25 protein-coding genes, 1 other RNA gene and 1 pseudogene are annotated in these 25322 nt (G+C 42.6%); 17 read left to right on the top strand and 10 right to left on the bottom strand.

Annotated elements, in window-relative coordinates:
* Positions 1-25: 25 nt before the first annotated feature.
* On the bottom strand, positions 26-886 hold the full coding sequence (gene tesB / locus P7F88_RS21940) for an acyl-CoA thioesterase II (protein WP_277828280.1): 861 nt from the start codon (positions 884-886) through the stop codon (positions 26-28).
* A gap of 119 nt (positions 887-1005) precedes the next feature.
* Between tesB and P7F88_RS21935 the strand changes: the two genes are divergently transcribed.
* A complete protein-coding gene (locus P7F88_RS21935) occupies positions 1006-1464 on the top strand; it encodes a YbaY family lipoprotein (RefSeq protein ID WP_277828278.1) in 459 nt (152 codons plus the stop codon).
* Positions 1465-1487: 23 nt separating this feature from the next.
* Here the strand turns inward: P7F88_RS21935 and P7F88_RS21930 are convergent, their stop codons facing one another.
* Positions 1488-1790 (bottom strand): MGMT family protein, encoded by a 303-nt coding sequence (locus P7F88_RS21930; RefSeq protein ID WP_277828276.1) that lies wholly within the window; start codon positions 1788-1790, stop codon positions 1488-1490.
* Between the two features lie 196 nt (positions 1791-1986).
* Between P7F88_RS21930 and P7F88_RS21925 the strand changes: the two genes are divergently transcribed.
* The 4 genes from P7F88_RS21925 to P7F88_RS21910 all read left to right on the top strand — a co-directional run bounded on the left by P7F88_RS21925 (position 1987) and on the right by P7F88_RS21910 (position 4854).
* A complete protein-coding gene (locus P7F88_RS21925; protein WP_277828274.1) occupies positions 1987-2718 on the top strand; it encodes a VP0952 family biofilm-associated protein in 732 nt (243 codons plus the stop codon).
* A gap of 128 nt (positions 2719-2846) precedes the next feature.
* An RNA gene (gene ffs / locus P7F88_RS21920) (signal recognition particle sRNA small type) lies at positions 2847-2943 on the top strand.
* A 262-nt stretch (positions 2944-3205) separates the two neighbouring features.
* The gene (locus P7F88_RS21915) at positions 3206-3583 is read left to right on the top strand and encodes a hypothetical protein (RefSeq protein WP_277828272.1); all 378 of its coding nucleotides are present in this window, start codon (positions 3206-3208) and stop codon (positions 3581-3583) included.
* Between the two features lie 254 nt (positions 3584-3837).
* Complete coding sequence (locus tag P7F88_RS21910) at positions 3838-4854, top strand: IS110 family RNA-guided transposase (protein ID WP_225460373.1); 1017 nt, start codon at positions 3838-3840, stop codon at positions 4852-4854.
* A gap of 430 nt (positions 4855-5284) precedes the next feature.
* On the opposite strand, the gene P7F88_RS21905 is transcribed toward P7F88_RS21910, so the two are convergent.
* On the bottom strand, positions 5285-6319 hold the full coding sequence (locus tag P7F88_RS21905; protein WP_277828270.1) for an IS110 family RNA-guided transposase: 1035 nt from the start codon (positions 6317-6319) through the stop codon (positions 5285-5287).
* A gap of 265 nt (positions 6320-6584) precedes the next feature.
* On the bottom strand, positions 6585-7454 hold the full coding sequence (locus P7F88_RS21900) for a LysR substrate-binding domain-containing protein (RefSeq protein WP_277828268.1): 870 nt from the start codon (positions 7452-7454) through the stop codon (positions 6585-6587).
* A 189-nt stretch (positions 7455-7643) separates the two neighbouring features.
* On the opposite strand from P7F88_RS21900, the gene P7F88_RS21895 reads away from it, so the two are divergent.
* The 5 genes from P7F88_RS21895 (at position 7644) to P7F88_RS21875 (ending at position 13317) form a co-directional block, all read left to right on the top strand.
* Complete coding sequence (locus P7F88_RS21895) at positions 7644-8792, top strand: S-(hydroxymethyl)glutathione dehydrogenase/class III alcohol dehydrogenase (RefSeq protein WP_277828266.1); 1149 nt, start codon at positions 7644-7646, stop codon at positions 8790-8792.
* A gap of 82 nt (positions 8793-8874) precedes the next feature.
* Entirely contained in the window at positions 8875-9714 is an 840-nt protein-coding gene (fghA, locus tag P7F88_RS21890; RefSeq protein WP_277828264.1) for an S-formylglutathione hydrolase, read from the top strand.
* A gap of 111 nt (positions 9715-9825) precedes the next feature.
* Positions 9826-11376, top strand: a complete 1551-nt coding sequence (gene gshA / locus P7F88_RS21885) for a glutamate--cysteine ligase (protein WP_277828262.1) — start codon at positions 9826-9828, stop codon at positions 11374-11376.
* Positions 11377-11428: 52 nt separating this feature from the next.
* A complete protein-coding gene (gene gshB / locus P7F88_RS21880) occupies positions 11429-12382 on the top strand; it encodes a glutathione synthase (RefSeq protein WP_277828260.1) in 954 nt (317 codons plus the stop codon).
* A gap of 194 nt (positions 12383-12576) precedes the next feature.
* A complete protein-coding gene (locus tag P7F88_RS21875; protein ID WP_277828258.1) occupies positions 12577-13317 on the top strand; it encodes a sulfite exporter TauE/SafE family protein in 741 nt (246 codons plus the stop codon).
* A 61-nt stretch (positions 13318-13378) separates the two neighbouring features.
* On the opposite strand, the gene P7F88_RS21870 is transcribed toward P7F88_RS21875, so the two are convergent.
* The 3 genes from P7F88_RS21870 to P7F88_RS21860 all read right to left on the bottom strand — a co-directional run bounded on the left by P7F88_RS21870 (position 13379) and on the right by P7F88_RS21860 (position 15969).
* On the bottom strand, positions 13379-14299 hold the full coding sequence (locus P7F88_RS21870; RefSeq protein ID WP_277828256.1) for a LysR family transcriptional regulator: 921 nt from the start codon (positions 14297-14299) through the stop codon (positions 13379-13381).
* Positions 14300-14405: 106 nt separating this feature from the next.
* Positions 14406-14696, bottom strand: a complete 291-nt coding sequence (locus tag P7F88_RS21865) for a putative quinol monooxygenase (protein WP_277828254.1) — start codon at positions 14694-14696, stop codon at positions 14406-14408.
* Between the two features lie 175 nt (positions 14697-14871).
* Positions 14872-15969, bottom strand: a complete 1098-nt coding sequence (locus P7F88_RS21860) for an L-dopachrome tautomerase-related protein (protein WP_277828252.1) — start codon at positions 15967-15969, stop codon at positions 14872-14874.
* Between the two features lie 229 nt (positions 15970-16198).
* Here P7F88_RS21860 and grxB point away from each other — a divergent pair, with 229 nt between their 5' ends.
* Both grxB and P7F88_RS21850 read left to right on the top strand, forming a co-directional pair.
* Positions 16199-16603, top strand: a complete 405-nt coding sequence (grxB, locus tag P7F88_RS21855; protein ID WP_277828250.1) for a glutaredoxin 2 — start codon at positions 16199-16201, stop codon at positions 16601-16603.
* Between the two features lie 113 nt (positions 16604-16716).
* A complete protein-coding gene (locus tag P7F88_RS21850; protein WP_277828248.1) occupies positions 16717-17508 on the top strand; it encodes a glycine betaine ABC transporter substrate-binding protein in 792 nt (263 codons plus the stop codon).
* A gap of 242 nt (positions 17509-17750) precedes the next feature.
* On the opposite strand, the gene P7F88_RS21845 is transcribed toward P7F88_RS21850, so the two are convergent.
* Positions 17751-18455, bottom strand: coding sequence for a helix-turn-helix domain-containing protein (locus P7F88_RS21845; RefSeq protein ID WP_277828246.1), 705 nt, complete (start codon positions 18453-18455; stop codon positions 17751-17753).
* Between the two features lie 326 nt (positions 18456-18781).
* Between P7F88_RS21845 and P7F88_RS21840 the strand changes: the two genes are divergently transcribed.
* The 4 genes and pseudogenes from P7F88_RS21840 (at position 18782) to P7F88_RS21825 (ending at position 20914) form a co-directional block, all read left to right on the top strand.
* A complete protein-coding gene (locus tag P7F88_RS21840; RefSeq protein ID WP_277828244.1) occupies positions 18782-19666 on the top strand; it encodes a transketolase in 885 nt (294 codons plus the stop codon).
* A 30-nt stretch (positions 19667-19696) separates the two neighbouring features.
* Positions 19697-20152: pseudogene (locus P7F88_RS21835) on the top strand (transketolase family protein); the annotation flags it as partial.
* A complete protein-coding gene (locus tag P7F88_RS21830) occupies positions 20144-20599 on the top strand; it encodes a transketolase C-terminal domain-containing protein (RefSeq protein ID WP_277829251.1) in 456 nt (151 codons plus the stop codon). The pseudogene P7F88_RS21835 and the gene P7F88_RS21830, both read left to right, overlap by 9 nt.
* Positions 20600-20623: 24 nt before the next feature.
* Positions 20624-20914, top strand: a complete 291-nt coding sequence (locus P7F88_RS21825; RefSeq protein WP_277828242.1) for a putative quinol monooxygenase — start codon at positions 20624-20626, stop codon at positions 20912-20914.
* A gap of 85 nt (positions 20915-20999) precedes the next feature.
* Here P7F88_RS21825 and P7F88_RS21820 read toward each other — a convergent pair whose 3' ends face one another.
* Positions 21000-22781 carry a methyl-accepting chemotaxis protein gene (locus P7F88_RS21820; RefSeq protein WP_277828240.1) on the bottom strand — a complete coding sequence of 594 codons (1782 nt, stop codon included), beginning with the start codon at positions 22779-22781 and terminating at the stop codon, positions 21000-21002.
* A gap of 637 nt (positions 22782-23418) precedes the next feature.
* Between P7F88_RS21820 and P7F88_RS21815 the strand changes: the two genes are divergently transcribed.
* Positions 23419-24348, top strand: coding sequence for a patatin-like phospholipase family protein (locus tag P7F88_RS21815; RefSeq protein ID WP_277828238.1), 930 nt, complete (start codon positions 23419-23421; stop codon positions 24346-24348).
* On the opposite strand, the gene P7F88_RS21810 is transcribed toward P7F88_RS21815, so the two are convergent.
* Positions 24343-25230 (bottom strand): LysR family transcriptional regulator, encoded by an 888-nt coding sequence (locus tag P7F88_RS21810; protein WP_277828236.1) that lies wholly within the window; start codon positions 25228-25230, stop codon positions 24343-24345. The two genes, P7F88_RS21815 and P7F88_RS21810, sit on opposite strands and share 6 nt — an antisense overlap.
* Positions 25231-25322 lie beyond the last annotated feature (92 nt).

The following is a 25322-nucleotide window of genomic DNA, read 5'->3' as shown; positions in this document are numbered from 1 at the left end:
TTTATTGCTCTTGGAGAAAAATTTTCTAATCAGTGAATCTCATAACACCTTCTTGTATTGCAGAAGCAACAAGATGGCCTTCTTTGTCGAAAATTTCACCACGAACCAAACCACGTCCGTTACTGGCAGTAGGGCTTTCTATAACATAGAGTAACCATTCGTCCATCTTAAAAGGACGGTGGAACCACATTGAGTGGTCGATGGTCGCCACCTGGAATTTTGGTGTCATCAGTGTCACTTTATGCGGGTGAAGCGCGGTCACCAGAAAACCCCAGTCAGAGGCGTAGGCCATAAGATATTGGTGGATAAGCTGATTATCAGGCACTTGTCCGTTCGCTTTTATCCAAAGGTACTGTTTTGGTTCAGCTTTAACGGGCTTGAGCGGATTTACGACATTAACCGGACGCACTTCAATAGGCTTTTCACCACAGAAAATCTCTTTAATTTTGTCTGGCAGGAAATCGGCTATCTGGCCTGCAAGCTCAGACTCTGAGGCGTAGTTTTCAGGACCTGGGATTTCTGGCATGGCATTTTGGTGCTCAAATCCTGGAGTTGAGCCGTGATAAGACGCAGTAAGGTAGAAGATAGGTCTGCCGTTCTGAATCGCTTTTACTCTTCGAGTGCTTAAACTACGCCCGTCGCGAAGATTCTCAACATCATAGACAATCGGTTTTTCTGGGTCACCCGGATACAGGAAGTAGCTATGGAAAGAGTGTACCGTTCTTTCATTGTCGACCGTATAACGAGCAGCGGAAAGGGCTTGTCCCAATACCTGGCCGCCATATACCTGAGGCAATCCTAGGTGTTCACTTTGCCCTCTGAATAGTCCTTTTTCTAGTTGTTCTAGTTTTAGCAGATCTAGTAACTCGTTAAGTGCTCGGCTCATCAGACCTCCGTTAATTTGGAAGCAAATAAATACTCTTAATGTGACTTAATTGCAATATACTGTTTCTTATTGATTGTGTTCATTGAACAAATTCAAATGATAGTACAAAGGGAATAGGGATGAAAAAAACACTTATTTGGTTTGCTTCGGTACTGCTTGCGATGGCTTTGGTTGGCTGTGAATCGACAAAACAGGAACAGCCTGTAACACCAGTAGAACCGGTGGTCGAACACAAAGAACCGATGATGAAAGCAGTAAAAGGGATGATTGCTTATCGGGAGCGTATTGCACTCCCGGACACCGCCGTGGTGATAATTACTTTAGAAGATGTTTCGTTGATGGATGCTCCGGCTAAAGTGCTGGCAAAGCAAACCTTCACAACTGAAGGGGAACAGGTTCCCTTTGATTTTGAGCTTAGCTACGATGCAAATGAAATTGAGAAAGGTCATCACTACAACATACGAGCATCGATAAAAATAGACGGTAAGTTACGGTTTACGACAGATACAGAGAATCTTGTGATAACAGATAAAAAACAGACAACCGAAGTGTCTCTGATGCTAATCGGTGTTCGCTAACCAAACTCCATTTAGTTTGAGGTTTATCCGTTCCAGCGATACAATCTCAAGCTTATCTTTCCATTAGCGTTAACGCCTATGCCTTCAGATTCCAGTAGAGATTTTTGGCGAAGGAAATCATCGCCTTTTAGAGATATCTCCCCCTTACTGTTAATGACTCTATGCCAGGGTAGTTTAGAACCTTCGGGAAGGTTTCCCAGAGCTTTTCCTACGTGCCTGGCATAACCTGGGTATCCGGCTAGCCTTGCTATCTCACCATAGGTTGTGACTTTGCCATGAGGAATCTGGTAGATAACAGCGTAAATCTGAGGCAGAAAGTTTTCCATAACACCATAAAGTTGTTCGTAGTTGCATGAATAATACATAGGCAATGGTAACGAAAGCAATGGCGGGTTGTGAGCAGAGTTAATTTAAAATTCACTCTTTTTTAACAACTAGTGAGATAAATCCAATCTTTGTTCCAAAAAGTTGCTTATTATAAAAATAGGTATTTCTGACAATTAAGTACAGTGGAGGTATTTAATGGTAATGTCTGTTATCCGATTTTTAACGACTGTACTTTTAACAGTTGTAGGCATCTATTCCCTGAGTTCTGTTCAGGGTGACCTTCCGCTTATCGCACTTCTTATTCCTGCGTTATGGTTGTATCCGCAGAGTGGCGTATATGGAATTCTTCTTATTGTGGCTATGAGTGCTTATGGTTTGGCACTCCCGCTTCAGGAACTGGCGCTCTCCATTAGTACCTGGATCCTTTTCCCTATTTTGATGGTGGCGTTTGACTCTAAGAGCACTAAAGTTGTCAAAATACTGCTCGGTATATGCGTGATGGCAATGTATACGGGGATAATCCTGGCGCAAGTAGATGGCAAAGTTACTGGTAGTGCAGGGGCTACAGTCGTCCAACTGCTTTCGGTTACATTAATCTGGTATGTTGCAATGAACTGGAGGTCTTCGCCCGCACACAGTTGGGGCGCGTTACTGTTTATTATACCGATGTGGATAGCCGGGTTGCAGTTTGCGGCAATGGTAGCTCTATCCGTTACCGGAATTATTTCGGTGTCTGAGTCTCTTAAGAAAATCGGAGAACTGGACTGGAGCAAGCTTATATATTGGGCGCTTCCTACCGTTGGCTTCGCGGCGTTAATTCTTAATCCTGAAGTTGAAATACCGGATCAGGTGCTGGTGGCCTGGATCTTCATGCTAGGCGCAGCATGGGCTACTGATTACTTTTTGAGTATGGAAACTCTGGAATAAGGACAAATATTAAGCGTTTGAACTTCAATATAGAAAATCGAGAGCTGAATAGCTTGCATTGGCGAAGGGGATGACAGATAATCCCCGCACTCTTTGGTCGTAGGCCATTGAAAAAGAATCTATGGAGGCTCTGGTCCTCCCGCAACAATACTCCGTTTAATTGGTCAGGTCCGGAAGGAAGCAGCCAGGGTGGACGACTTGTGTGCCGGGATGTGGCTGGGGCTTCCACCCATGAGAAAAGCCGCTTTTATCGCCTGATAGAAGCGGCTTTTTGCTATCTAAATCCTATCAATATCCTAAATATTTATTGTTTAGTACTAATTAGTGGTACTAAGAATTCGGAAATTTGTCGTAGTTCTACCCCGCGCCTCTTTGTCGATTCACATATCAGGTGGTACCTTCGGAGTTTCATAGTGAATGATGGCAACATAGGTGGAATGCAAATATGGGTTCCTTCTTCTATAAGCGTTACGGAGCACGGAGGCATATGAGACAACAATATCACTTTAGAGACTCGGCAAAGGGCTTACTTGCTTGGGACATATTTCGGCTAATTGAGCTTTCTCGTGAGTTACCTACCGTAGAAATACAGCTATCCGATATCAAAGAACTCGAGGAAGAGTTTTGGTACGACTTGGGTGGTGCACGCCCAACGTGCAAAAATGTTTTAGAGCATGCATCGCTAATCCAAAATGCAGACTTGTCGTATCCCATTATTTTGTGTCATGAAGGGCGAGTGATGGATGGTATGCATAGGGTTTGCAAAGCAGTGATGTTAGGGCACAGTTCAATTAGTGCGGTTCAGTTCCAGACATACTTAGAGCCAGACTATGTTGGTATTGCAGCAGATGACCTACCTTACTGATGCGCTGGATAACCGACGATTAAGGCATGGCTTTGCTTTACTCAGAGCAATCCGCAAATAACTAAATGGGCAGATTCACTGACACGGAATTGCCCCATTACGTTTCAGCGAGGTTTTGAACCGATAAATCCTGTCAGAATTTGCCCTACATTTCCTAATGCCAGGTCAAAATCGGGGCGCGCACGTTAATTAGATGGTACGCCCCACACCTAAACTACACTCAGCATAGTCGCTGAACTTCGGGAGGTGCCATCATGTCAGCTATCAAAACAATCGGTATCGATCTTGGTAAATCTACCTTTCACTTGGTAGGTCACGACCATTCTGGTCAAGAGCTATATCGACATAAATTTTCTAGGGCAAAACTAATTCAATTTATCTCTGTACATGAACCTGTAACCATAGCAATGGAAGCTTGTTGTGGTGCAAACTGGCTAGCTAGACGCTGCCAGGAATTTGGCCATGAGGTTAAGCTCATTCCACCTCAATACGTTAAGCCGTATGTTAAAAGCCACAAGAATGACTTCATTGACGCTGACGCTATAGCCGAAGCTGCGACAAGACCTAAAATGAGGTTTGTAACGCCTAAATCTGAGCAAGCGCAATTAGGAAGTGTGATTCGTCGAATTCGAACTGGCTACATTAGGGAAAGGACGGCTGTGATGAACCGAATTTCTTCAATTCTTGTCGAGTTTGGCTTTAGTTTCCCTCGTGGTCATGCAAATATGAAACGGCTTTTTCAGTGGCTTGCTGACACTGGGCAATCAGTTCCTCCACTACTTGTTTTTGAGTTACGAGAACAATTAGATCATTACAATCTCCTCAATGAGAAGATTAAAGAACAAGATAAGAAGATTGAAACGCTTAATGATGACAATGAGCTGTTTACTTTGCTGCAATCTATTCCTGGTATCGGGCCAATGACTGCTGCCTGTTGTCTGTCAGCAGTATCCAATCCAAAAGATTTTTCTAACGGTCGTAACTTTGCTGCTTGGATAGGATTGGTTCCATTCCAATACTCAACAGGTGGAAAATCGAGGCTTCTTGGTATATCGAAGCGGGGTAACAAAGAGCTTCGCGAACTGTTTGTTCACGCAGCTAGATCAGTGCTGTGGCGAGATGCAACTGCGGAGAAATATTTTGGTACATGGTTACTAGACTTGAAGCGTCGGAAGCCTTTCAATGTAGCTTTGGTTGCTTTGGCGAATAAGCTAGCCAGAATCGCTTGGTCAGTCATGGCAACTCATAAAACTTTCGAGATCAGAACATAAATCAAGTTTGCATATGAAAATGAAAGATGACAAAACGGTTAGACCACCAGATTGAAAACCTGTTGTCCAGAACAGCAACTAGAGTGCTTTCACATTTTTGAGGACAATCTGGCGCGGATCTCATCGTGGAGCTGGGGCTAAAGCAAAAAGTCTCAATTAGACTCCGAATACATATATGGTCTCCCCGTTTGCGCAAGTAGCATTTCGATGATAGGGACAGGTTAGCGGTCATATATTCGGTCTTTCATATTGAAGTGATAACTTCGGACCTTGATGAATCATTCGCACGTACCATCCTACTAATCATTGGCTCGGACTTAATATCCGATGTATTCGTCAGGTTTTGGGTACGTCGGTTTGACCTGTGTTTCATCTTAAATGCTAATCACACAAATTCGGTGATATTGAAAATTTCTAATTAATTAAATGGTTAGCAACAAACTAGCTTTTCAATAGGTTTATACTCCTGTTTTTTAGTCACAATTACCCATGCCATCCGTATCATTTTATTAGCGAATGCGATAACAGCTCGGTTAAAGCCCCTTTGCTCAACTAAGCGGTTAATCCAGATACTGAGTTTATCGGTCTTATTCTTGGCGTGTGCAACCACAGCTCTCGCCCCGTTAACAACTAAAGAACGGAGGTGGGAGTCACCCCGTTTACTAATACCCAGTAAGACATTTTTTCCTCCAGTGCTGTTTTGACGAGGGATTAGTCCTAAAGCTGCGGATGCATCTCTGCCGCGCTTAAACTGATGCCCATCTCCCATCCAGGAGGTTAAGGAAATGCTCACGATAGAACCGACACCAGGCATCGTTATCAAACGCTGACAAGTATCATTAGATTTAACAGTGGCTTCTATATAATCCTGATATTCACTCAGCTCCTTCTCGATGTCGAGTAATCGTAAATACTGGCGGTTAAGAAACTGGCGGAACACATCAGTTAACTCATTCTCAGCGTCTTCCAATATTCGAGGCACTTCGCTTCTGACTGTAGCTGCTCGCTGTGCCAGAACAATACCGTACTCGCTTAATAGGCCCCGCATATGGTTAATCAGTCTGGTACGTTCTACGTTTAAGAGGCGCCGCATATGCAAAATACTTTGCCGATCTTGCTGTTCAATCGTTTTAATTTCGACGGTACGTATAGCGCCATGCTGGGAAGCTTCCGCTATAGCTTGAGCATCGTTGTAATCATTTTTCTGGCCACGTAGATACCCTTTCACATGCTGAGGTGGCAGAAGTTGTACTTTGTGGCCTAGTTTTCTAATTTCCCGCCCCCAATAGTGTGCAGAGGAACATGCTTCCATGGCTATGACCGACTGCTCCAGGTTTGCAAAGTAAGGCAGAACCTGCTTTCGACTAAGCTTCTTTCGCGTAATTCGTTTTCCGAATTCATTCAAAACAACAAAATAGAAACTGTTTTTTGCTAAATCAAGGCCTATTGTCTTATGCTTAGTCATGGTCTTCCCCTTATGTCCATTCAAATAGAATTATTTCTATTTTGGCGCATTGCGACGCCGTTAGTGGGAGGGGGAGACCATTCCATCATTAGCGCAAACCAACTCCGTTATTTTGAATTTTTACTTGCAAAACGGGGCGTACCATACATTCTGGACAGAAACTGTAACTCACAACCTATGTTACTAAAAATTTCATATGCAGAATTTGCCGTTTGTTTGAAAACATGCAGTTCTGGCTCACCTTTTTAGGCGTCATTTTTTGGAATTAGCTCAGTTTTTCTGCCAGAAAGTCAACTAACAACCGAGCTTTGGGTGATAGATTTCTGTTGTGCGGATACAGTGCCCAGATACCCTCTTTTTCATCCCGGTAATCACTTAATACTTCAATTAACTTCCCGGAATCTAAAGCTTCCTGAACATAATATTCCGGTAGTTGAACCAACCCCAAACCACGAGTGGCCGCATTTAACAGTGCAAATCCTGAGTTACAGTGGATACGTCCTGTCACTTTAACGGATTTTTCGGTTTTATTTTCTCTAAAGCGCCAGTGCTGCGAAGAGCCGACTAAACAATTATGGTTTTCTAGTTCAGACAGGGTATAGGGGATACCATATTTCTCGAGATAATCCTGTGTGGCGCAGACAAACAATTGCCTCGACGCTAACCTCTTCGCGATTAGGCTAGAGTCTTTAAGACGGCCCAGGCGAATGGCTATATCCATTCCGGACTCGATAAGATCAATGGTCTGATTGGTTAAGTTAAGATCAAGGTCCACCTGAGGATAGAGCTCCAGAAAGTCATTAAGTAAAGGAGCGATATGGGACTCACCATAAGCGACAGGGGCTGTGACTTTTAGCAGTCCTTTCGGCGTCGATTGCATCTGAGTTACAGCCAGTTCTGCTGTTTCAAGCCCCTCGACCAAACTACGGCAGTGAAGATAGTAGATTTGCCCCGCCTCGGTGACGGATACTTTTCTGGTTGTTCTTAGCAACAACTTTACCGCCAGCCTTTCTTCCAGCATTGCAACTCGTCTGCTTATCTGAGCAACAGAGGTCTTCAGCTTTTTCGCGGCTTTAGTAAACGATTGTGTATCTGCCACAGCGACAAATTCTGTGACACCTTCCCAGTTTGCCATTTCTTACTCTCATTAAGGTACTCGCCGTTAGTCTAGCTATTATTACATATACGTAAAAGACATTTTTAATTTCACTGGATTATCAATCATCAGGAAAGATTTAAAATACGCCTAAATTAAAAGTTCACGAGTTCTAAGTGCTTTTCATCATTAGAACTTTATCTCGTTTTGAATTCGAAGGAATTAAGCATGTCATTAGATATCAAACCTGGTCAGGAATTTATCAAATCAAAAGCAGCCGTTGCATGGGCGGCGGGTGAGCCATTAAAAATGGAAGAGGTGGATGTTCAGCTACCTAAGAAAGGTGAGGTGTTGGTTCGCATCCTTGCAACTGGCGTGTGTCACACCGATGCTTTCACCCTTTCCGGTGATGATCCGGAAGGTATTTTCCCTTCGATTCTTGGACATGAAGGTGGCGGTATCGTCGAAATGGTCGGCGAAGGCGTGACAAGCGTTGAAGTTGGCGATCATGTTATTCCACTTTATACCGCTGAATGTGGTGAGTGTAAGTTCTGTAAGTCTGGCAAAACCAACCTTTGTCAGGCGGTACGAGAAACTCAGGGTAAAGGTCTGATGCCGGATGGTACAACTCGTTTTTATAAAGACGGCGAGCCTATCTATCACTACATGGGCTGTTCTACTTTCTCTGAATACACTGTTCTGCCGGAAATTTCTCTGGCAAAAGTAAACAAAGATGCGCCGCTTGAAGAGGTTTGCCTGCTAGGTTGTGGTGTGACAACGGGTATGGGCGCGGTTCTTAATACTGCAAAAGTACAAGAAGGTGATACAGTAGCTATCTTTGGTTTGGGTGGTATTGGCCTGTCGGCAATCATCGGCGCTCGTATGGCTGGTGCAAGCCGAATCATTGGTATTGATATTAACGAAAGTAAGTTTGAGCTGGCAGAGCAGTTAGGCGCTACAGATGTTATCAACCCTCAAAAATTCGATAAGCCAATTCAGGAAGTGATCGTTGAGATGACAGATGGTGGTGTGGATTATTCATTTGAATGTATCGGTAACGTGAATGTTATGCGTCAGGCGCTTGAGTGCTGCCATAAAGGCTGGGGCGAATCTGTCATCATCGGTGTTGCCGGTGCTGGCCAGGAAATCTCCACCCGTCCATTCCAACTGGTAACTGGTCGTGTATGGCGTGGCAGTGCATTCGGTGGTGTTAAAGGACGCTCTGAGCTGCCTGAAATCGTAGAGCGTTACATGGCGGGTGAGTTTGGTCTGCAAGAGTTTATTACTCACACCATGGGACTGGAAGATATCAACGACGCTTTTGACCTGATGCATGAAGGTAAGAGCATTCGTACTGTTATCCACATGGATAAGTAATATCAATAAAACGACAGACAATCGCTGCGTCGCACTCGCTAACACAGCGATTGTCACTACCAATTTTTAAGAGCCAGATACTATGACACTTGTAAATGTAAGCCAGCATAAGGTTGCCGGAGGCTGGCACAAGCAGTATACCCACGACTCCCGCTCTTTAGACTGCAATATGCGCTTCGCGATATTTTTACCTTCAGGCGCTTCAAAGACAAATCCTGTACCAGTCTTGTACTGGCTGTCAGGCCTGACATGCACCGATGAAAACTTTATGCAAAAGGCCGGAGCCTTTAAAAAAGCAGCAGAGCTGGGTATTGCCATTGTTGCACCTGATACCAGTCCTCGTGGTGATCATGTTGCTGATGCTGAAGGATATGACCTCGGGAAGGGAGCTGGGTTTTATGTCAACTCGACTCAAAAGCCCTGGTCAGAGCATTACCATATGTACTCCTACGTTCTGAAAGAACTTCCAAAACTTATTGAAGAGAATTTCCCTGTATCGGGTATCAAGTCTATCTCGGGCCATAGTATGGGTGGACATGGTGCTCTTGTAGTTGGACTCAATAACACTGAAAGATATCAATCTATTTCAGCCTTTAGCCCTATTACCAATCCGATGCAGTGTCCATGGGGAAAGAAAGCATTCACAGAATATCTGGGCAATGACTTTTCAACCTGGAAAACTTACGACGCATCCGAGCTATTGATGCTGAAAAAGTCTGACTTACCAATCCTGGTGGACCAGGGGGACGCAGACGAATTTATGGTGGAACAACTCAAACCAGAGCAACTGCTCAAAGCTGCAGAAACCAACGGTTCTGTACTTAATCTGAGAATGCAGCCCGGTTATGACCATAGCTATTTTTTTATCTCAACGTTTATAGATGACCATCTGGAATTTCATGCTAAGCATCTGAACACTTAGCCAGCTCTACCAGGCTCGGTTTGTTGAGTAATTAACAATAATGCGACTGCTAACTTTACAAAATCAACCCAAGTACATGGCACTTGGGTTATACCTATATGTATTTTCTTTATGACTAGTTTTTCTTTGAGATTGGCTCAGGTATGCCAAAATCCCAGTGTATTTAATAACCTCAAGCGTGGCATTGAAAGAGAGGCGCTGCGTTACAGTAAACAAAGCAGGCTTGCGAAAACACGGCATCCGGAAGCGCTGGGCTCTGCCTACGCAAATAAATGGATCACTACCGATTTTTCTGAGTCTCAACTTGAAATAGTCACACCAGTGTCGAGAGATATCAATACGTTATTCGCACAGTTGGAAGATATTCATCATTTTACCCAAGCCAATTTAGGCTCTGAATATATGTGGCCAATGTCGATGCCTTACAATGTGAGTGAAAGTGACATCGTCCTTGGGCAGTATGGTGCATGCAATGCCGGAAGGCTTAAGACTCTTTATAGAAAAGGGCTTAAGAGCAGGTATGGTAGTAAGATGCAGATCATTTCTGGTGTCCATTACAATTTCTCATTGCCTGAGTCCTTCTGGGATGAGCTTTTTGGCAAGCAATGCAAAGAGCAACGGCAAGAAGCTAAGTCTGATGCCTATCTGGGCCTGATCAGAAATTACTATCGCTTTGGGTGGCTGATCCCTTATTTTTTTGGTGCGTCTCCGGCAGTGTGCTCTTCATACGTAAACGAACAGGAGACGGACAAAGCGTTTCTTAAAGTTGAAGATACACTATATCTACCTTATTCCACTTCCTTACGTTTAAGCGATATAGGTTATTCAAATAACACTCAAGAGCAGCTTAACATCAGTCTGAGCAGCCTGGATGACTATTTGTCTGGTTTGCAAAATGCAACGCGCACATCTTCGTCAGCATTTGAGCAGATAGGTGTAAAGGTTGGCGGAGAATACCAACAGCTCAACAGCAATATTCTGCAACTGGAAAATGAGTTTTATGCACCGATTAGACCTAAGCGGGTTCCAAACAAAGATGAAAAAGTCTATGAGGCCTTAAGTCAACGGGGGGTTGAGTATATTGAAGTTCGCGCACTGGATATTAACCCATATAGCTCTGTAGGTATTAGTGAGGAACAGGTTCGGTTTTTGGACTTATTTTTGATTTGGGCGGTATTAAAAGACTCAGATTTAATGACAGAGCGCGAAAGAGAAAACTGCCTAAGTAACTGGAAAAAAGTGACTCATCAAGGCAGGAAACCGGGATTAAAGCTTCAGTGTGGAACTTATGGGAAAACTAAGACGCTACAGGAGTGGGCAACTTTGATAATCGGGGAAATAACCCATCTCGCCGAGGCTATGGATAAAGCAAACGGACAAACAGATTATCAATCTGTTTGTCACAGGCTAACCGAGGTAATTAACCATCCTGAATTGACAATAGCGGGTCAGTTACAGGCAGATATCGAAAAGGCAGGGGGAATCAAAGCATTTGGTTATGAAATGGGGACTAAACACGTAAATACACATTTAAGCCATCGCTACCGCTTCTATAGCGCGAAAGATATGGAAAATGAAGTCACCCGTTCATGGTATGAGCAAGAAGAGTCGGAAAAATCAGATCGGTTAGATTTTGATACTTTTCTCGTTGCAAATTTTTAAGGTGTAGTACTACAAGTTCGCTCTAGTGATCTTAGTTAATCGGGAGTAAATAATGATTAAACTCGGCATTGTAATGGACCCAATTTCATCCATTAACATCAAAAAAGATTCAAGTTTCGCCATGCTGCTTGAAGCGCAAAAGCGCGGTTATGAAATCCATTATATGGAAATGCAGGATCTTAGTCTGGAACAAGGCGTTGCCATGGCTGAGACAAAGATCGTAGAGCTAAAGGAAGATCCAAACGGCTGGTATGAATTCAAGTCAGAACAGACTATTGAGCTTTCTGAGCTGGATGCCGTATTAATGCGTAAAGATCCTCCGTTCGATACGGAATATATCTACGCAACTTACATTCTTGAGCGCGCCGAAGAGAAAGGCACACTAATCGTTAATAAACCTCAGAGCCTGCGTGACTGTAACGAAAAGCTGTTTACAGCCTGGTTCCCGGAACTGACTCCGACAACCATAGTTACCCGCAAAGCAAAAAGAATCCGCGAATTTCAGGATGAGCATGGCGATATTATCCTTAAGCCGCTTGATGGCATGGGTGGTGCGTCTATCTTCCGCGTAAAACAGGGCGATCCAAATGTTTCTGTTATCATTGAAGCGCTGACTAACAACGGCGAATACTACGCCATGGCACAGACTTTTGTTTCGGATATCAGCAACGGCGATAAGCGAATTCTGGTGGTTGATGGCGAGCCTATGCCTTACTGTCTGGCTCGAATTCCTGCCGAAGGTGAAACCCGGGGCAACCTTGCTGCGGGAGGTACAGGCGAACCAAGGCCATTAAGTGAGACCGATCTTAAGATTGCAAACGCAGTTGCCCCCACACTTAAGAAAAAGGGGCTTATCTTTGTCGGGCTGGATGTGATTGGTGACAAACTCACCGAAATTAACGTAACCAGCCCTACCTGTATCCGTGAGATAGAGGCAGCATTTGATATTTCCATCACGGGGAATCTGATGGATTCTATTGAAAAAAAGTTAAAAGATATTAGATAAATTCCCGCGACTTCACACTTGTGTTCTTATTATCAAACCATATTTGAAAGCGATTCAATTCATATAGTGTTTATCACTCTCTGAGATCACATTACCATTCACTAGGCATCCATCGGGGCTTCGCGAGGATGCCCCATTTCAGGCAGTTCAGAGCTACCTTTTTGTTCCCCCAGCTCTTTTTATGTGAGTAAAAAATGATTACAGATATTTGGTTTTATATTACTGCTATTCCGGCAGTGTTCTTTTATGGCATGGGTAAAGGTGGCGTTGGTGGTATTTTGGGTATGCTTTCTGTTCCACTTATGGCGATGAGTGTTTCGCCAGTGCAAGCCGCTGCCATACTGCTTCCCCTGCTATGTATCATGGATCTTATGGCGCTTATCTACCATCGACAAAACTGCAACTATGGTGAGCTAAAGTCCATGCTACCATTTGCTATTTTGGGCGTTATTATCGCTTCGTACTTTATGGGGAGTTTGCCCTCGTATATCGTTGAATTGATCATTGGTGGGCTGGCATTGACTTTTCTGGGGCAAAAGTTTTTACTTGGCCAGACTCAAGCGAGTTCGGCAATAAGAGGTTACGCTCTGAGTGTGCTTTCTGGGTTTTCTAGTACGCTGGTTCATGCGGGTGGACCTCCCGCCAGTATGTACCTGCTACCTAAGCAATTGCCTAAAGAGCAATTAATCGGTACCAGTGTTGTTTTCTTTGCCTTGCTCAACTTTATCAAGTTAGTTCCATATAGTTACATGGGACAGTTGGATGCACAAAACCTATTAACTTCATTCACTCTGATACCGATTGCTTTTTTGGGGGTTAGAACAGGTGTCTGGCTGGTAAAAATCATCTCACAAGAAATGATATATAAAATCAGTTATGCCGTTTTGTTTATTACAGGTTGTAAGATGCTCTACTCAGGCTTAGAAGCGATTTAACCTCAGCTCGGGCTAAGCGGTACTCCTCAGTACCGCACATTCTCTCTGGCTTCCAGTTGGGTTAATCCAGAATTCCTTTAGAAGACAACTGATTCAGAATACTCTCGGTCTTCTCTCTGAACAAATCACGCAGTTGCCTCACGCTGGGCGTGATTGATTGTCTGCTGGGGCAAATCAACCAAAGTTCGGTTGAAGTCGGCTTATACTCCGGCATCACATTTATCACTGTGCCGGAAAGCAGATCTGGTGCCATATCCAAACAAGACTTGATAGCCAGTCCGCTCCCAGAAGCGCACCAGCGTCTGACCAGGTCACCATCATTAGAAGCCCGGTTTCCTTTCAGCTTTATTTTGTAATCCTGTTTTTCATCAGAGAACTTCCATGTGTCCTGTAACGTATCTTGCAATTGGTAAAGCAGCGCATTGTGCGACAAGAGATCATTTGGCTGATCGGGAGTCCCATACTCCTTCAAATAATCAGGCGTTGCACATAGTAGCCGGGGCACATCGCAGATTTTGAAACCATACATACTTGAATCGCTTGGAGAACCATAGCGAAGGGCCATATCAACGGAATCACGGTAGAAATCGATGTTGCTGTCGCTGATATGACTTCTGAGAGTTACCTTCGGATTTGTAGCCATAAACTCATCAAGCCAGGGCGCCACCAGGTTCCGACCTAAATCAGAGGAAAGGGCGATGCGAATTTCACCATCAATATCGTCCTGGTCGTCCCGCATATTCTGCTTTGCCCGTTCAAGCATCTGCATTGCTTTTTCGCACTCAGGTAGATAGCGCTCTCCTGCACTAGATAATCTCAGTCGCCGGGTTGTACGAACAAAGAGCTCAGCTCCTAGTGTTGCTTCAACACGTTTTACTGCTGCACTGGCCGTTGCCGTGTGCATATCAAGGGCTGTCGCAGCAGCGGTGATACTGCGAAATTCTGCGACTGTAAGTACAACCTGCAAATCTTCAAGCTGCATATCTACTCTCTCTTATTAAAAATAACAAACCCAAGAGGGCCGACTATCAAATAGTCGGCCCTTGGTTCTCAATCAGTTGTAACGACTGTATATAACTTTAACTTATTTAAGCGATATGGTTCATTTCTTGTACAGTGAACAGTTCAACCTTACCATCTGTAGCTTCAATATAGTCTTTTAGGTGCTGGTTACCCATATGGATTTGCCACAACTCACGAGATTCCCAGTTTTCATAGAATACAAAATGCTTTGGGTTCTCGTTGTCTTGGTGAAGGTCGTAGTTGATGCAACCTTCTTCTGCACGAGTGATATCGATAAGCTTAAGTAGCTCAGTTTTTACCAGTTCAATGTTGTCTTCTTTTGCAACGATATTTGCAACGATAGTCAGTTTAGCCATTGTTCATTCCTCTGTAATAAAATTGTTTAACGTGACAACGGAGTTGATGGTAGCTCTGCCATCATTCGTTATAAAGAGTCTAACGATGGAATCATTTTCAAACATTATTTGATAATAGTTTTGGTGTAAAAAAGCCAGCAGGAATGTGCTGGCTATTAGTGTTATTCGTTTCTGATTACTTAGATAGTTTAATGCGAAGGATATGATATGGCTTGCTGCTACCTTCCTCGCCCTCATTTAAGGCAGGGTGAAGATGTAGCTGGTTCTGAGTCATATACAGATAGCCATTCTTCTTATCAATTGAAAAACCGTCAGCCCAATCAAGAAGTTTCTTATCCTGAGCCAGGATGCGGTAGCCATCTTGGTTTGAAACAGCAATAGCGTTTTTCTCAAGGTCACCCACATAAATATTGCCTTTAGGACCAATCATCATGCCATCACTTGGTTTCTTATTGCTGAAGTACTCAATACTGTCAGCTTGCTTTTTAACAGAAGCTTTTTCATCTGCCAGTACCGCAGCCGGGATACGGTATACCTTGTCACCGTTTACTGTGCCGAAGTAAACCCACTCGTTTTGCTCATCGATAGTAATCGGGTTAAGGCCAAGATACAGCGCCTCTTTGCTACCGTCCTTACGTTTTGTTCCCATAACTGAACCGTTGATCACGACTTTATGTTCAGGCGACATTAGTTCAGCCTGAGACTCCAGTACACGACGCGCTTTACCTGTTTCTAAATCGACAACAACAAATGCAGATTTTGATTCACCAACCAGGTTACCTAGTGTTGTATCAGCGATATACATCATATTGCGTTTGGTATCTAATGCGAAATCTTGAAGGAAGGAGTTTGCTACCGTCACACTTTTATCGATTTCGATAGCTTTAACCAGTTTGTTGTTTACGCTGTCCCACGCAACAATTTGCGCTGGAGTGGTTTGGCTACCCATATCAAGGATATATACGACACCATCTGCTGTGGTATCCACACCGATAACCGATGCAAGACCAACTTTACCTTTCTCCGGTCCGTCTGCCCAATCAACGGTAGGGAAGGGCTTTAGGTCACCATTTGCCATCAGCTCTACAACACGAAACTCAGGTGCATCCAGTGGTTGCATAGAAAGAATGATGCGACCTTCTGGCGTTACAGTCGGATTTCCTGGGCGGGTTCCATCTAGTTTTGCTACCACTTCTAAATTGCCTGTTGCGGCAGTTGCTGTGTTTAAAATCATTGCAGTGCTTAATGCAAGCAGAGTCTTAAGAGGTTTCATTGTATCGCGTCCTTTTTGGGTTAACTTTTGAGTTGACGCAATCGTAGAGTGCTAGGGGCAACAGAAAAACAGCTTCTTATTTGAAATATTATCCAACCAAATTTGATAATTGTTCCTACCTATAAAAATCACGTTCAGCCGTGCCTTTATTACGCTCCTTTTTTCAATTGAGAAAAGAAAGTGTTTCAAATAACCTGACCTACTTAGTTCAAGATATATGGAGTACCGTATGAAATTATATATCTATGAGCACTGTCCTTTTTGCTCGCGTGTCCTGTATATTGCCCGCAAGCTGGGAGTTAATTTAGAAGAAGTCGTTGTTGGATATGATGATGTTGAAACACCTACCACTCTTATAGGGAAAAAGAAGGTTCCTATCCTCGTTAAGGATAACGGCGAAGTAATGGCGGAAAGCGGTGATATCATTACCTGCTTATTAGACATAAAGATGAGCAATGAGGTTCGAACCCCAAGCAAACAAGCACTAGACTGGCAGTCACGGGCGTTTTATACATTAATTAGGATAGGTTATCCTCGCTGGTCTCAGTTTAAGCTAGAAGAGTTCTCGACAAAAGAAAGTCGCGCAGCATGGATAGAGAGAAAGCAGTCAGACACAATGTTTTGTATCCGGTAGTGATTGTCAAATCAGCTTTGAAAATAATTCAATTTTGAAACTGTTTTTTGCTCTACTTATTAGCAGTAGCATCGTTCCAACGTTAGCAAGTTGCTAAATATGAGGAACAATAAATGGCAAAAAAAATCACTATTGGTGTAACTGATCTCTCATTTCATCACACTACAGCGTCACTGGTTGCAAATGTATTAACTGATATGGGCTTTGAGGTTGAACAAGTCTTCTCTCCTCACCAGGAAAACTTTAAAAAGCTAAAATCGGGAGAGGTTGATATGCTCTCTTCCGCCTGGCTTCCATCAAGTCACGGCATTTATAAAGCAGATGTTGAGGAAAAGGTATCACTCATTGAACTTGGCCTACACTATGAACCTTATGCCCACTGGGGTGTACCAGGCTATGTTCCTGAAGATGAAGTGTCTGAAGTCGCAGACCTGGTAAAACCAGAAGTCGCTGACAAGATGATTTCGAAAATTCAGGGAATTAACTCGGGAGCTGGTATTACCCGCTTCTCTATTAAAATGATGGAAGAATACGGCTTAAGTGATGCCGGGTATGAGTTTTTTACCGGTACGGAAGATGACTGCTTCAACGCCTTCGAAAATGCGGTAGCAAATGAAGAATGGGTGATTGTTCCTTTGTGGAAGCCACAATTTTTACATTATCGATATGATATTCGCGAGATTAAAGAGCCTAAAGGCCTGTTGGGTATCGTAGACAGAGCGGTATTGCTTCTTAGAGAAGACAAAAAGGATCTGTTTACGGATGAGCAGGTTCGAAAATTGGATTCACTTCGTTTCTCAAACGACATCATAGCTGAACTGGACTATAAAGTTTGTCGTGAAGGGCAAGCGCGAGGTGATGTGACCCGTGATTGGCTAAAGGCTAATGGTTTCATCACAAAATAGAAACACTGCCATGATTAGTTCATGGCATTCAGACTGCTGAAAACATATACAAAGGTCTAGCTTTCAAGCTAGACCTTTGATCTAATAGGGGAACAGGAAGTAGTAGTATCCTGACATGCTCCAAGAACCGTCCCTCAACTGGGCATACTCAATGAAGATGTTATTTAGGAAACGGAATTTGAAGGTAAAAAGCCTCAAGGCTTCATTTATCTGGATTATCATTATCGAGCAGATTGAAGAGGTTATGAGTGCCGAACGTGGAGTAAAGATGTCCCTTGTAATATCCCAAGGTGATGTAAGAGAGGTCTTTTTTTTAGCTGCTCTCTGGTTCCAACCAAAGAAATCGCAGCAATGGCCTCACCTTTGTCGTACAGAGGTGCTGAGATATGGTATATGTCTGCGTCTTTCTCAAAGATATTTGTTGCAAAGCCTTCGTTATGAATTTTATTTATTTCTCTATAGAACTCAGAATTTAACTGACTGATATTATCCGTATTATTTTTATGACAAAATGCCTGAATTACTTTTCCGGTTGGGGTTTTGGTTGTTTTTTCTTTTATTCCTACAAAATCTTTTCTATTTAAACTATTGTTTTTACCTAACCCTTCAATACAAATGTACTCATTTAATCCACATGGGAGTGATAAAAGAACCAAATCAGGTGTCATTTTGGAAACCGCATCCAAGTGGTAGAAAAACTTGTTTTTAATTTTCTCATAGCAAGTATCAATATAGGGATGGAAACCGAAAACCCCGGTTCCTACGGTGTAGAGGTGATGTTGGCTATCGACATATCCCAAACTCGACAACGTGTTCAATATGCCGTGTAATGTACTCTTTTTCAACGATAGCTTTTGAGCAAGATAGGATAAGCTCAAAGGGGCGTTAGCAGCTGATAGTTCTTCCAATACCAGCATTGCTCGCTCTATCGATTGGATATGTTTCATATCACCCCTTTAGTTCAATCTGAGCCCCAGTTTTCTCCATAAACATGAATAAACTAACACTAAACTAAAGTTGTTAGCCATAACTATAAATACAAAATAGTTTTGTTATTTTAACAAAAATCCACACCATCTAATAAATAACATGTCAATGCTATAATTCGACATTACCGAATTTCAAAGGCTAAATAAATTATTCGTGATAAGCAAATTAAATATAGAATAGGAAGCTTTATTAATTAGCCGGAGTTAGTTCATTATTTTTATCGAATCAAGTTCATTAGCTTAATATGAACGCAAAAATAGAACTAATTTAGAGGTTATGAAATATGGATGAAAAGCAGCTTCTTGAGCTAGAAGATAAAGCCTACGAGTTACGTAAGCATCTTCTGACTCTGTGCAACCAGACATTAATGCACATTGGTGGTGATTTCTCCGTCGTGGAAGTTATGACTGTATTATGGCAATACGCGATCAAATACGACGCCAATAACCCGCAATGGGAACAACGAGATCGCTTTGTACTCAGCAAAGGGCATGCGGCAGCAGTTACCAGTTTCTCTCAGGCAATTCGTGGTTGTTACGATGCAGAAGACATTTATAAAGAGTACGCATCAGATAACGGTCGCTTTGGTATGCACTCGTGCAACCTGATTAACCCTTACGTTGATGTTTCCACCGGTTCACTCGGACATGGATTACCTGTTGCGGTAGGCCGGGCCAAAGCACTGCGAGACAAAGCCAGTGATAGCCGGGTTTACGTTGTTATTGGTGACGGTGAGCTGAACGAAGGCTCTATGTGGGAAGGCATTATGACTGCTGCACACTATAAACTTGGTAATGTAGTTGCCTTCCTTGATTACAACAAACTTCAGTTTGATGGTTTCACTAAAGATGTAATGGGAATGGATCCTATGACGGATAAGTGGAAGGCATTTGGCTGGAACGTTATTGAAGTTGACGGCCACGATATTAAAGCCCTGGTCGATGTCGTTGATCACCTACCTTCACCTCAGAGTGATGCACCTACTCTGGTTCTGTGCAACACAGTAAAAGGTAACGGCATTAGTTACATGGCAAACAGCAAAAAATGGCATGCAGGTCAGCTAAGTGATGCTGATTATCAACAGGCAATGAAAGATATTGAGCAGAACTATAAAGAAAAAGAGGAGAAGCGTAATGGCAGATCAGGCAAAAACTATGGATGTGCTTGAGTTTTTGCAGAAAGCGCAAGGGACGTTGCTGGTAAACATATCGTCGAGATGGGTGATAAATACGAAGACTTTGTCGTCGTAAATGCTGACTTAGGTGGTTCAACCCGCAGCACTGGTTTTATAGAGAAATACCCTGAACGCTCCTTTAATGTCGGTATCGCAGAACAAAACCTGGCAAGTTTCGCGGCAGGACTCGCTCATGAGGGACAGCATCCGTTGATAACCGGTATGGCTCCATTTCTTTCCATGCGTGCTTGTGAGCAGGTTCGAACGGATATCTGCTATGGAAAGCTGCCTGCTATTTTAATGGGGACAGGTGCTGGTTATTCTGCGGGGGACATGGGAGCCACCCACTGTGCTCTTGAAGACTGTGCCATCATGAGCAGCATGAACGGAATGACTGTACTTGAGCCTGGTGACCCATGGATGGTAAAGAAAATGCTTGATGCGGCCTACAAATTAAAGTCACCGGTTTACATCCGTATTGGCAGGGAATCAGCCGAACCTATTTATCAGGATGACTATGAATACGAAATTGGCAAAGCGCTTGTTCCTAAAGAGGGTGAAGACGGGGCGTTTATCGTCAGTGGTGTCTGTGTTCAGATGGCTTTGGATGCAGCTAATCGTCTGGAAGAAGAAGGAATTCGCGTGCGAGTTGTTGATATGCACACTATCAAACCTCTGGATACTGAAGCTGTTCGTAAAGCAGCACTTACTGGTCGGGTAGTAACCGCACAGGATCACAATCTGAGCGGTGGACTGACGGCTATGGTTGGTTCTGCCATAGCAGAGACAGGTATTGCTTGCCAGTTCAAACGTCTGGGCTGTCCGGATGAGTTTGTACCTATTGCAACCACACCATATCTGTACAGTAAAAACGGCTACGATACCGAAGGTTTGTATCAGAGCATGAAAGCAATGTTTACTAAATAACAAGGTTATTAAGGAACGAATAAGATGACGAATAAGACCGTAGTGGCAAGAATCCATGCTAGTAGTGAGCATTCAGCATCAGTGGAAAATTCACTAAAAAAACTGGCTCAGGAAGTACTTGATAAAGAGCCTGGCGTACTGGGATATAGCTTGCATCAGGATAATGAACTTCCGAACCTTTATATGATGATTGAATTGTATGAAAACGAGGATGCTTTTCAATATCACCTGAATACTGATCACCTTAAAGTCTTTCAGAAGGAAACTGACGGAAAGCTGGAAGAACTAAGCTGGAGGGAGTTAACACCCGTTTAACTTACCGACATTTTTCATTGTAGTTTAGCTTTGGCTCATTCATTACAGAGGGGGGAATCTCCCCTCTGATAGTATTTCTGCTAATCTAATCGATTTGAAACTCTGCTACCATTGATGAAAGTTGGCTATACATACTGGCGATAGTGTCTACATTTTTAGCGGAATGCTCGACGTTATCTCTCACTACATTAGCCATTTCACTGATCTTAAAGATATTTTTAGCAACCTCTCCCGTAACTCTTGTTTGTTCACTAGCTGCCGTAGCTATCTCTGAAGATAGGGAGTTCATTTCATTAATATGGTCAGTGAGGGAAGTCAGGCTAAGTGTAACTACTTCTGTTTCGCTGACAGCTGACTCTCCGGCCTGACGGGTCAACTCCATATTTGATACTATGCTATCGCTACTTGCCAGAAGGTTTTTTACCGCTTCATCTATTTCAACAGTGCTGGACTGTGTCCGGCTTGCTAAATGACGTACTTCATCGGCAACAACAGCAAAGCCCCGTCCCTGTTCACCGGCTCTGGCTGCTTCGATTGCTGCATTCAAAGCTAATAAGTTAGTCTGACCCGCAATCCCACCAATAACTTCCGTAATCGAACCAATGTTTTCTGTTTTGTCATTCATTGCAGAAACACTTTCTGCTGATTGTTGAACGTCCTTTACGAGTGACAATACATAATTCTGAGCACCAAGCACGATCTCTCTGGATTCACGACCTGTTTTATTAGCAGAATGAGCCAACTCTGCTGCATTATAAGCATTCAGAGATACATTTTTCGATGTAACACTCAGTTCCTCTATTGCACTAACGACTAACTCGGTCTGCTTTACATGTAAGGATAGAGCCTCCTGATTAGATAGCGCAGTTTCACTAACTTCGTTTATTACGACGCCTAAAGCTTCAGAAACAGACCGTATCTCCTGCATCATGTGTTGGTTGTTCTCGATCCACTGATTTATATGAATAGTAATGATACCCAAATCATCATGTTCATTGACTACGGATAACCGCTGAGTCAAATCACCCCTACCAGACGCCAGTTCAGCTAACTTGTTCCTCAACTGGATCACTGGTCGGTATAAAAAATGTAAGAGCAACAACATAGTACCAACTGCGACTATCGTTGACACAATAATAGATACAATCGCGTCACGCCTTACTGAACCAAGGAGAGCATAAGCATCGCGTTCTAATACTGCTATAGCCAGATACCAAGTATTGTTGCGAACAATTAACTTCTTTGTTAGCACAATTTCATTTTGTCCATCATATATCTGCTCAAAAGAGTCGATATCATGGGCTGCCAAAATGGATTGATAAAGCTTTGGTGCGAATTGCTGTGTCTTATCACCAGGTTTCACTGCACTTACATTTGAATATATTGCCGTGCCGTCTGCCTGAACGACAATACCATTTTTGGCAGAAGCAGCAGCACGATCGACCATTTCTTTAAGTAGCTCCATTTTGACAGTCGCCACAACTACTCCATCCGAAAAACGTTTGGCAATGCTAAATACCATCTCGCCATTTGCCATTGAAATAAAAGGGTCAGATACAGTCACTTGCTCAGTCAACTTAGCGCTTCTGTACCAAGAACGGTTTGTAACCTGATAGCTAGTTGGTGCTAGCTGATTTTTCCAGTGGGATCCAAAAGCCACATTATCATCAAACCCTACAACTACTGAATCTGCATTAATCAAGTTAGCCATTACAGCCACTGAACTTGCCATTTCATTACGGCTTTTCTGGCTTTCTACTAGTTTGGCAAACTCCGTGACACTATGACTTATATCATCGATTCTTTGTTGGAACATTTCAGCTTCGGTGACTAATGCGGTCTGCATTTGATTTTGAACTCTTTTCATAAGCAATTGCTCAGTATTGGAATAGGAAATATAATTACTAATAGCAACAGCTATTCCAACTAAAGTCATTGAAAATATTATTAACGACTTTCTGAAATTAAGTTTCAATGTCATGCGTAGTTCTCTGATATGCATTATAAATATTGCTTAACACTATCCTGTCACAAGCTGAACTCATAGTGGAAAGCATTGATTATATATATCGTAAAGATAATTAGAAATTGATAAACCACTTAATTGACAAAACACTTTTTTAAATAATACAAAGGCGCATTATATTTGCCGTTTTTACAAAAAACTTTTTCAGATATTGCTCTTTTTCATTTGAACAAAATAAAGATAATACGCTACGTATTCTTTGAACACACAATGTTAATGATTTACAAAAAAGCCCAAAGAAGTGATTCTGATTGCTAGCGCAAAAAATCTACAGGCTTGTTTGTTAATACTTATGTCGGGAAAAGGCATATAGTGACTTGTCTTCCTTGTCACTAACTTTCTACAGGTGACCTTGTGTCACCTCTTTTTTTAGGGGATATAAGAGAAGCGTGAAATTGGTCATTTTCAGTAATCTCACATAGGAATTAATGGCTAAAACTTGTTTCTTCTTAAGAAGAATTTTTTAAAAGAAAACGATATGAATACAAAGAAAATCAATACTGATCGAACTTCAGCTTTAGTTGTGGAAGGTGGTGCTATGAGGGGGATCTTTGCTGCCGGTGTACTGGACTATTTTATGGATTCTGATCATACCAAATTTGATATGGCTATTGGCGTTTCAGCTGGAGCATTAAACCTTGCTTCTTGGTTGGCGGGTCAAAGAGGCCGGGCATATGAGGTCATAACCAATTTTTGTAGACGGCCTGACTTTTTAAAATTCTCAAAATTGTTAAAAAATCAAAGTGCTATGAACCTGAATTGGTTGTGGAATATTAGTGAAACACATACTCCTTTAAATAAAGAAGCTCTGTTTAACAATGAGACCGAGTTTTATGCTGTTGCAACTTCCGTATTCACGGGTATGCCTATGTACGTAAAGGCAACACCAACAAATATTAAAGACTTACTTATTGCTACCAGTTCTCTACCAGTGTTGTTCAAAGATTGTCATAAGATAAATCAACAACTCGTCGCTGATGGTGGCTTAGCTGATTCGATTCCGGTGAAAAAAGCTTATGAGATGGGGGCTAGAGACATCACGGTTATATTGTCCAGACATTGGGGGTATTGTATGAAGCCTTCTAAAGCCCCCTGGGTTGTACGTTCTTTATTCCGACAGAATAAGGAGTTAGCGGATACAGTGCTTAACCGCTATCATTCTTATAATGAGGCTATCGAGTTTCTTATTAATCCACCCGAAGATGTTCATGTCACAGTGATTTCTCCACCTGAAGAGTTTGCTGTAAGCCGCTTAACGATGAATATCGATAAGCTGGAAGAGGGATATATCATGGGTCTTAAAGAAGCCAAAAAAGCACTGCGCCAAAACACGCATCAATTATGTCATGAAGGCAGCCCATTACCCATCTTGACTAATAATTTTTCACAACAAAATATACGGCTATAAGCTGATATTTTTTCTGAGAAAATCTATGAAAACGGACACTCTACATGCAACTGAGGAGGATTTATAAAAAACCGCGCTAATTTGCTCTCGATCAGGCACAGGAGTCCGCTCATTGACTAAAAGTGGCACCAAAGATCCTTGCTCAATATCTTTGTGAACCATGAAATTTGATAAACACGCAATCCCAATACTTGTTAGAGCCAATTTACGAACAGCTTCTCCGTTGCTCGCAGATATAGAAGGATCTACATAATTGCACTCTTTTAGCCCCCATTGATTCAAAACCTTTGGCCCACTAAATCCGATGATTGTATGCGTACTTAGGTCTTTAACTGATTTAGGTATCCCATTTTTTGCCAGATAGTCCGGAGACGCTACAATATGAAGCGGGCTTTTCCCTAAACTTCTCGCACTCAAAGTGGAATCAGGCATCTTACCAATTCTAATAGCAATATCAGTCTTGTTTTCAAGTAAATCAACGAACTCTTCATGAGAGGTAAGCTCCAATGTAATCTGCGGGTACTCTCGTTTGAACTTGTCTACCAGAGGTATAATTTGATGGATAATAAAGGGGCTTGCCGCATCAATTCTTAACTTACCTTTTGGGGTATCTCCACGGGTAAGTAGAGACTCTTCGGTTTGCTCGATTTCTAATAGGAATTTTCTAATAGAGCCTACAAAGTAATGGCCTTCATCTGTCAGTTGAAGTCGCCTTGTAGTCCTATTTAGCAAGGTCACACCAAGCTTTTGTTCAATTTTGTTGATGACTCGTGATACCTTTGCGACCTGGATATTCATCGCTGCCGCAGCAGCAGAAAAGCTCCCGTGATCAACTACCGCAACAAGGATTTCCAGCTCATCGAGATCGAGTCTGCATCTCAACTTCCTTACAAAAACATTCTGTTTAATATTTCAACAATAGTAACATTTGGACAGATAAGTTAAGTACCGTAAATTTTACAAAAGAATATTGT

The organism is Vibrio hannami, from assembly GCF_029589055.1.
Classification (GTDB): Bacteria; Pseudomonadota; Gammaproteobacteria; order Enterobacterales; family Vibrionaceae; genus Vibrio; species Vibrio hannami.
Note: the sequence above shows the minus strand (reverse complement) of the source record. Positions and strands in the feature narration are given on the sequence as shown.

Coding starts and splice junctions, on each gene's coding strand:
- P7F88_RS21845 (WP_277828246.1), bottom strand. CDS start 18,455: ATGAAACATATCCAATCGATAGAGCGAGCAATGCTGGTATTGGAAGAA.
- gshB (WP_277828260.1), top strand. CDS start 11,429: ATGATTAAACTCGGCATTGTAATGGACCCAATTTCATCCATTAACATC.
- P7F88_RS21865 (WP_277828254.1), bottom strand. CDS start 14,696: ATGGCTAAACTGACTATCGTTGCAAATATCGTTGCAAAAGAAGACAAC.
- P7F88_RS21850 (WP_277828248.1), top strand. CDS start 16,717: ATGGCAAAAAAAATCACTATTGGTGTAACTGATCTCTCATTTCATCAC.
- P7F88_RS21825 (WP_277828242.1), top strand. CDS start 20,624: ATGACGAATAAGACCGTAGTGGCAAGAATCCATGCTAGTAGTGAGCAT.
- P7F88_RS21820 (WP_277828240.1), bottom strand. CDS start 22,781: ATGAAAAGAGTTCAAAATCAAATGCAGACCGCATTAGTCACCGAAGCT.
- gshA (WP_277828262.1), top strand. CDS start 9,826: ATGACTAGTTTTTCTTTGAGATTGGCTCAGGTATGCCAAAATCCCAGT.
- P7F88_RS21915 (WP_277828272.1), top strand. CDS start 3,206: ATGAGACAACAATATCACTTTAGAGACTCGGCAAAGGGCTTACTTGCT.
- P7F88_RS21900 (WP_277828268.1), bottom strand. CDS start 7,454: ATGGCAAACTGGGAAGGTGTCACAGAATTTGTCGCTGTGGCAGATACA.
- tesB (WP_277828280.1), bottom strand. CDS start 886: ATGAGCCGAGCACTTAACGAGTTACTAGATCTGCTAAAACTAGAACAA.
- P7F88_RS21870 (WP_277828256.1), bottom strand. CDS start 14,299: ATGCAGCTTGAAGATTTGCAGGTTGTACTTACAGTCGCAGAATTTCGC.
- P7F88_RS21910 (WP_225460373.1), top strand. CDS start 3,838: ATGTCAGCTATCAAAACAATCGGTATCGATCTTGGTAAATCTACCTTT.
- P7F88_RS21895 (WP_277828266.1), top strand. CDS start 7,644: ATGTCATTAGATATCAAACCTGGTCAGGAATTTATCAAATCAAAAGCA.
- grxB (WP_277828250.1), top strand. CDS start 16,199: ATGAAATTATATATCTATGAGCACTGTCCTTTTTGCTCGCGTGTCCTG.
- P7F88_RS21815 (WP_277828238.1), top strand. CDS start 23,419: ATGAATACAAAGAAAATCAATACTGATCGAACTTCAGCTTTAGTTGTG.
- fghA (WP_277828264.1), top strand. CDS start 8,875: ATGACACTTGTAAATGTAAGCCAGCATAAGGTTGCCGGAGGCTGGCAC.
- P7F88_RS21905 (WP_277828270.1), bottom strand. CDS start 6,319: ATGACTAAGCATAAGACAATAGGCCTTGATTTAGCAAAAAACAGTTTC.
- P7F88_RS21860 (WP_277828252.1), bottom strand. CDS start 15,969: ATGAAACCTCTTAAGACTCTGCTTGCATTAAGCACTGCAATGATTTTA.
- P7F88_RS21875 (WP_277828258.1), top strand. CDS start 12,577: ATGATTACAGATATTTGGTTTTATATTACTGCTATTCCGGCAGTGTTC.
- P7F88_RS21930 (WP_277828276.1), bottom strand. CDS start 1,790: ATGGAAAACTTTCTGCCTCAGATTTACGCTGTTATCTACCAGATTCCT.
- P7F88_RS21925 (WP_277828274.1), top strand. CDS start 1,987: ATGGTAATGTCTGTTATCCGATTTTTAACGACTGTACTTTTAACAGTT.
- P7F88_RS21840 (WP_277828244.1), top strand. CDS start 18,782: ATGGATGAAAAGCAGCTTCTTGAGCTAGAAGATAAAGCCTACGAGTTA.
- P7F88_RS21935 (WP_277828278.1), top strand. CDS start 1,006: ATGAAAAAAACACTTATTTGGTTTGCTTCGGTACTGCTTGCGATGGCT.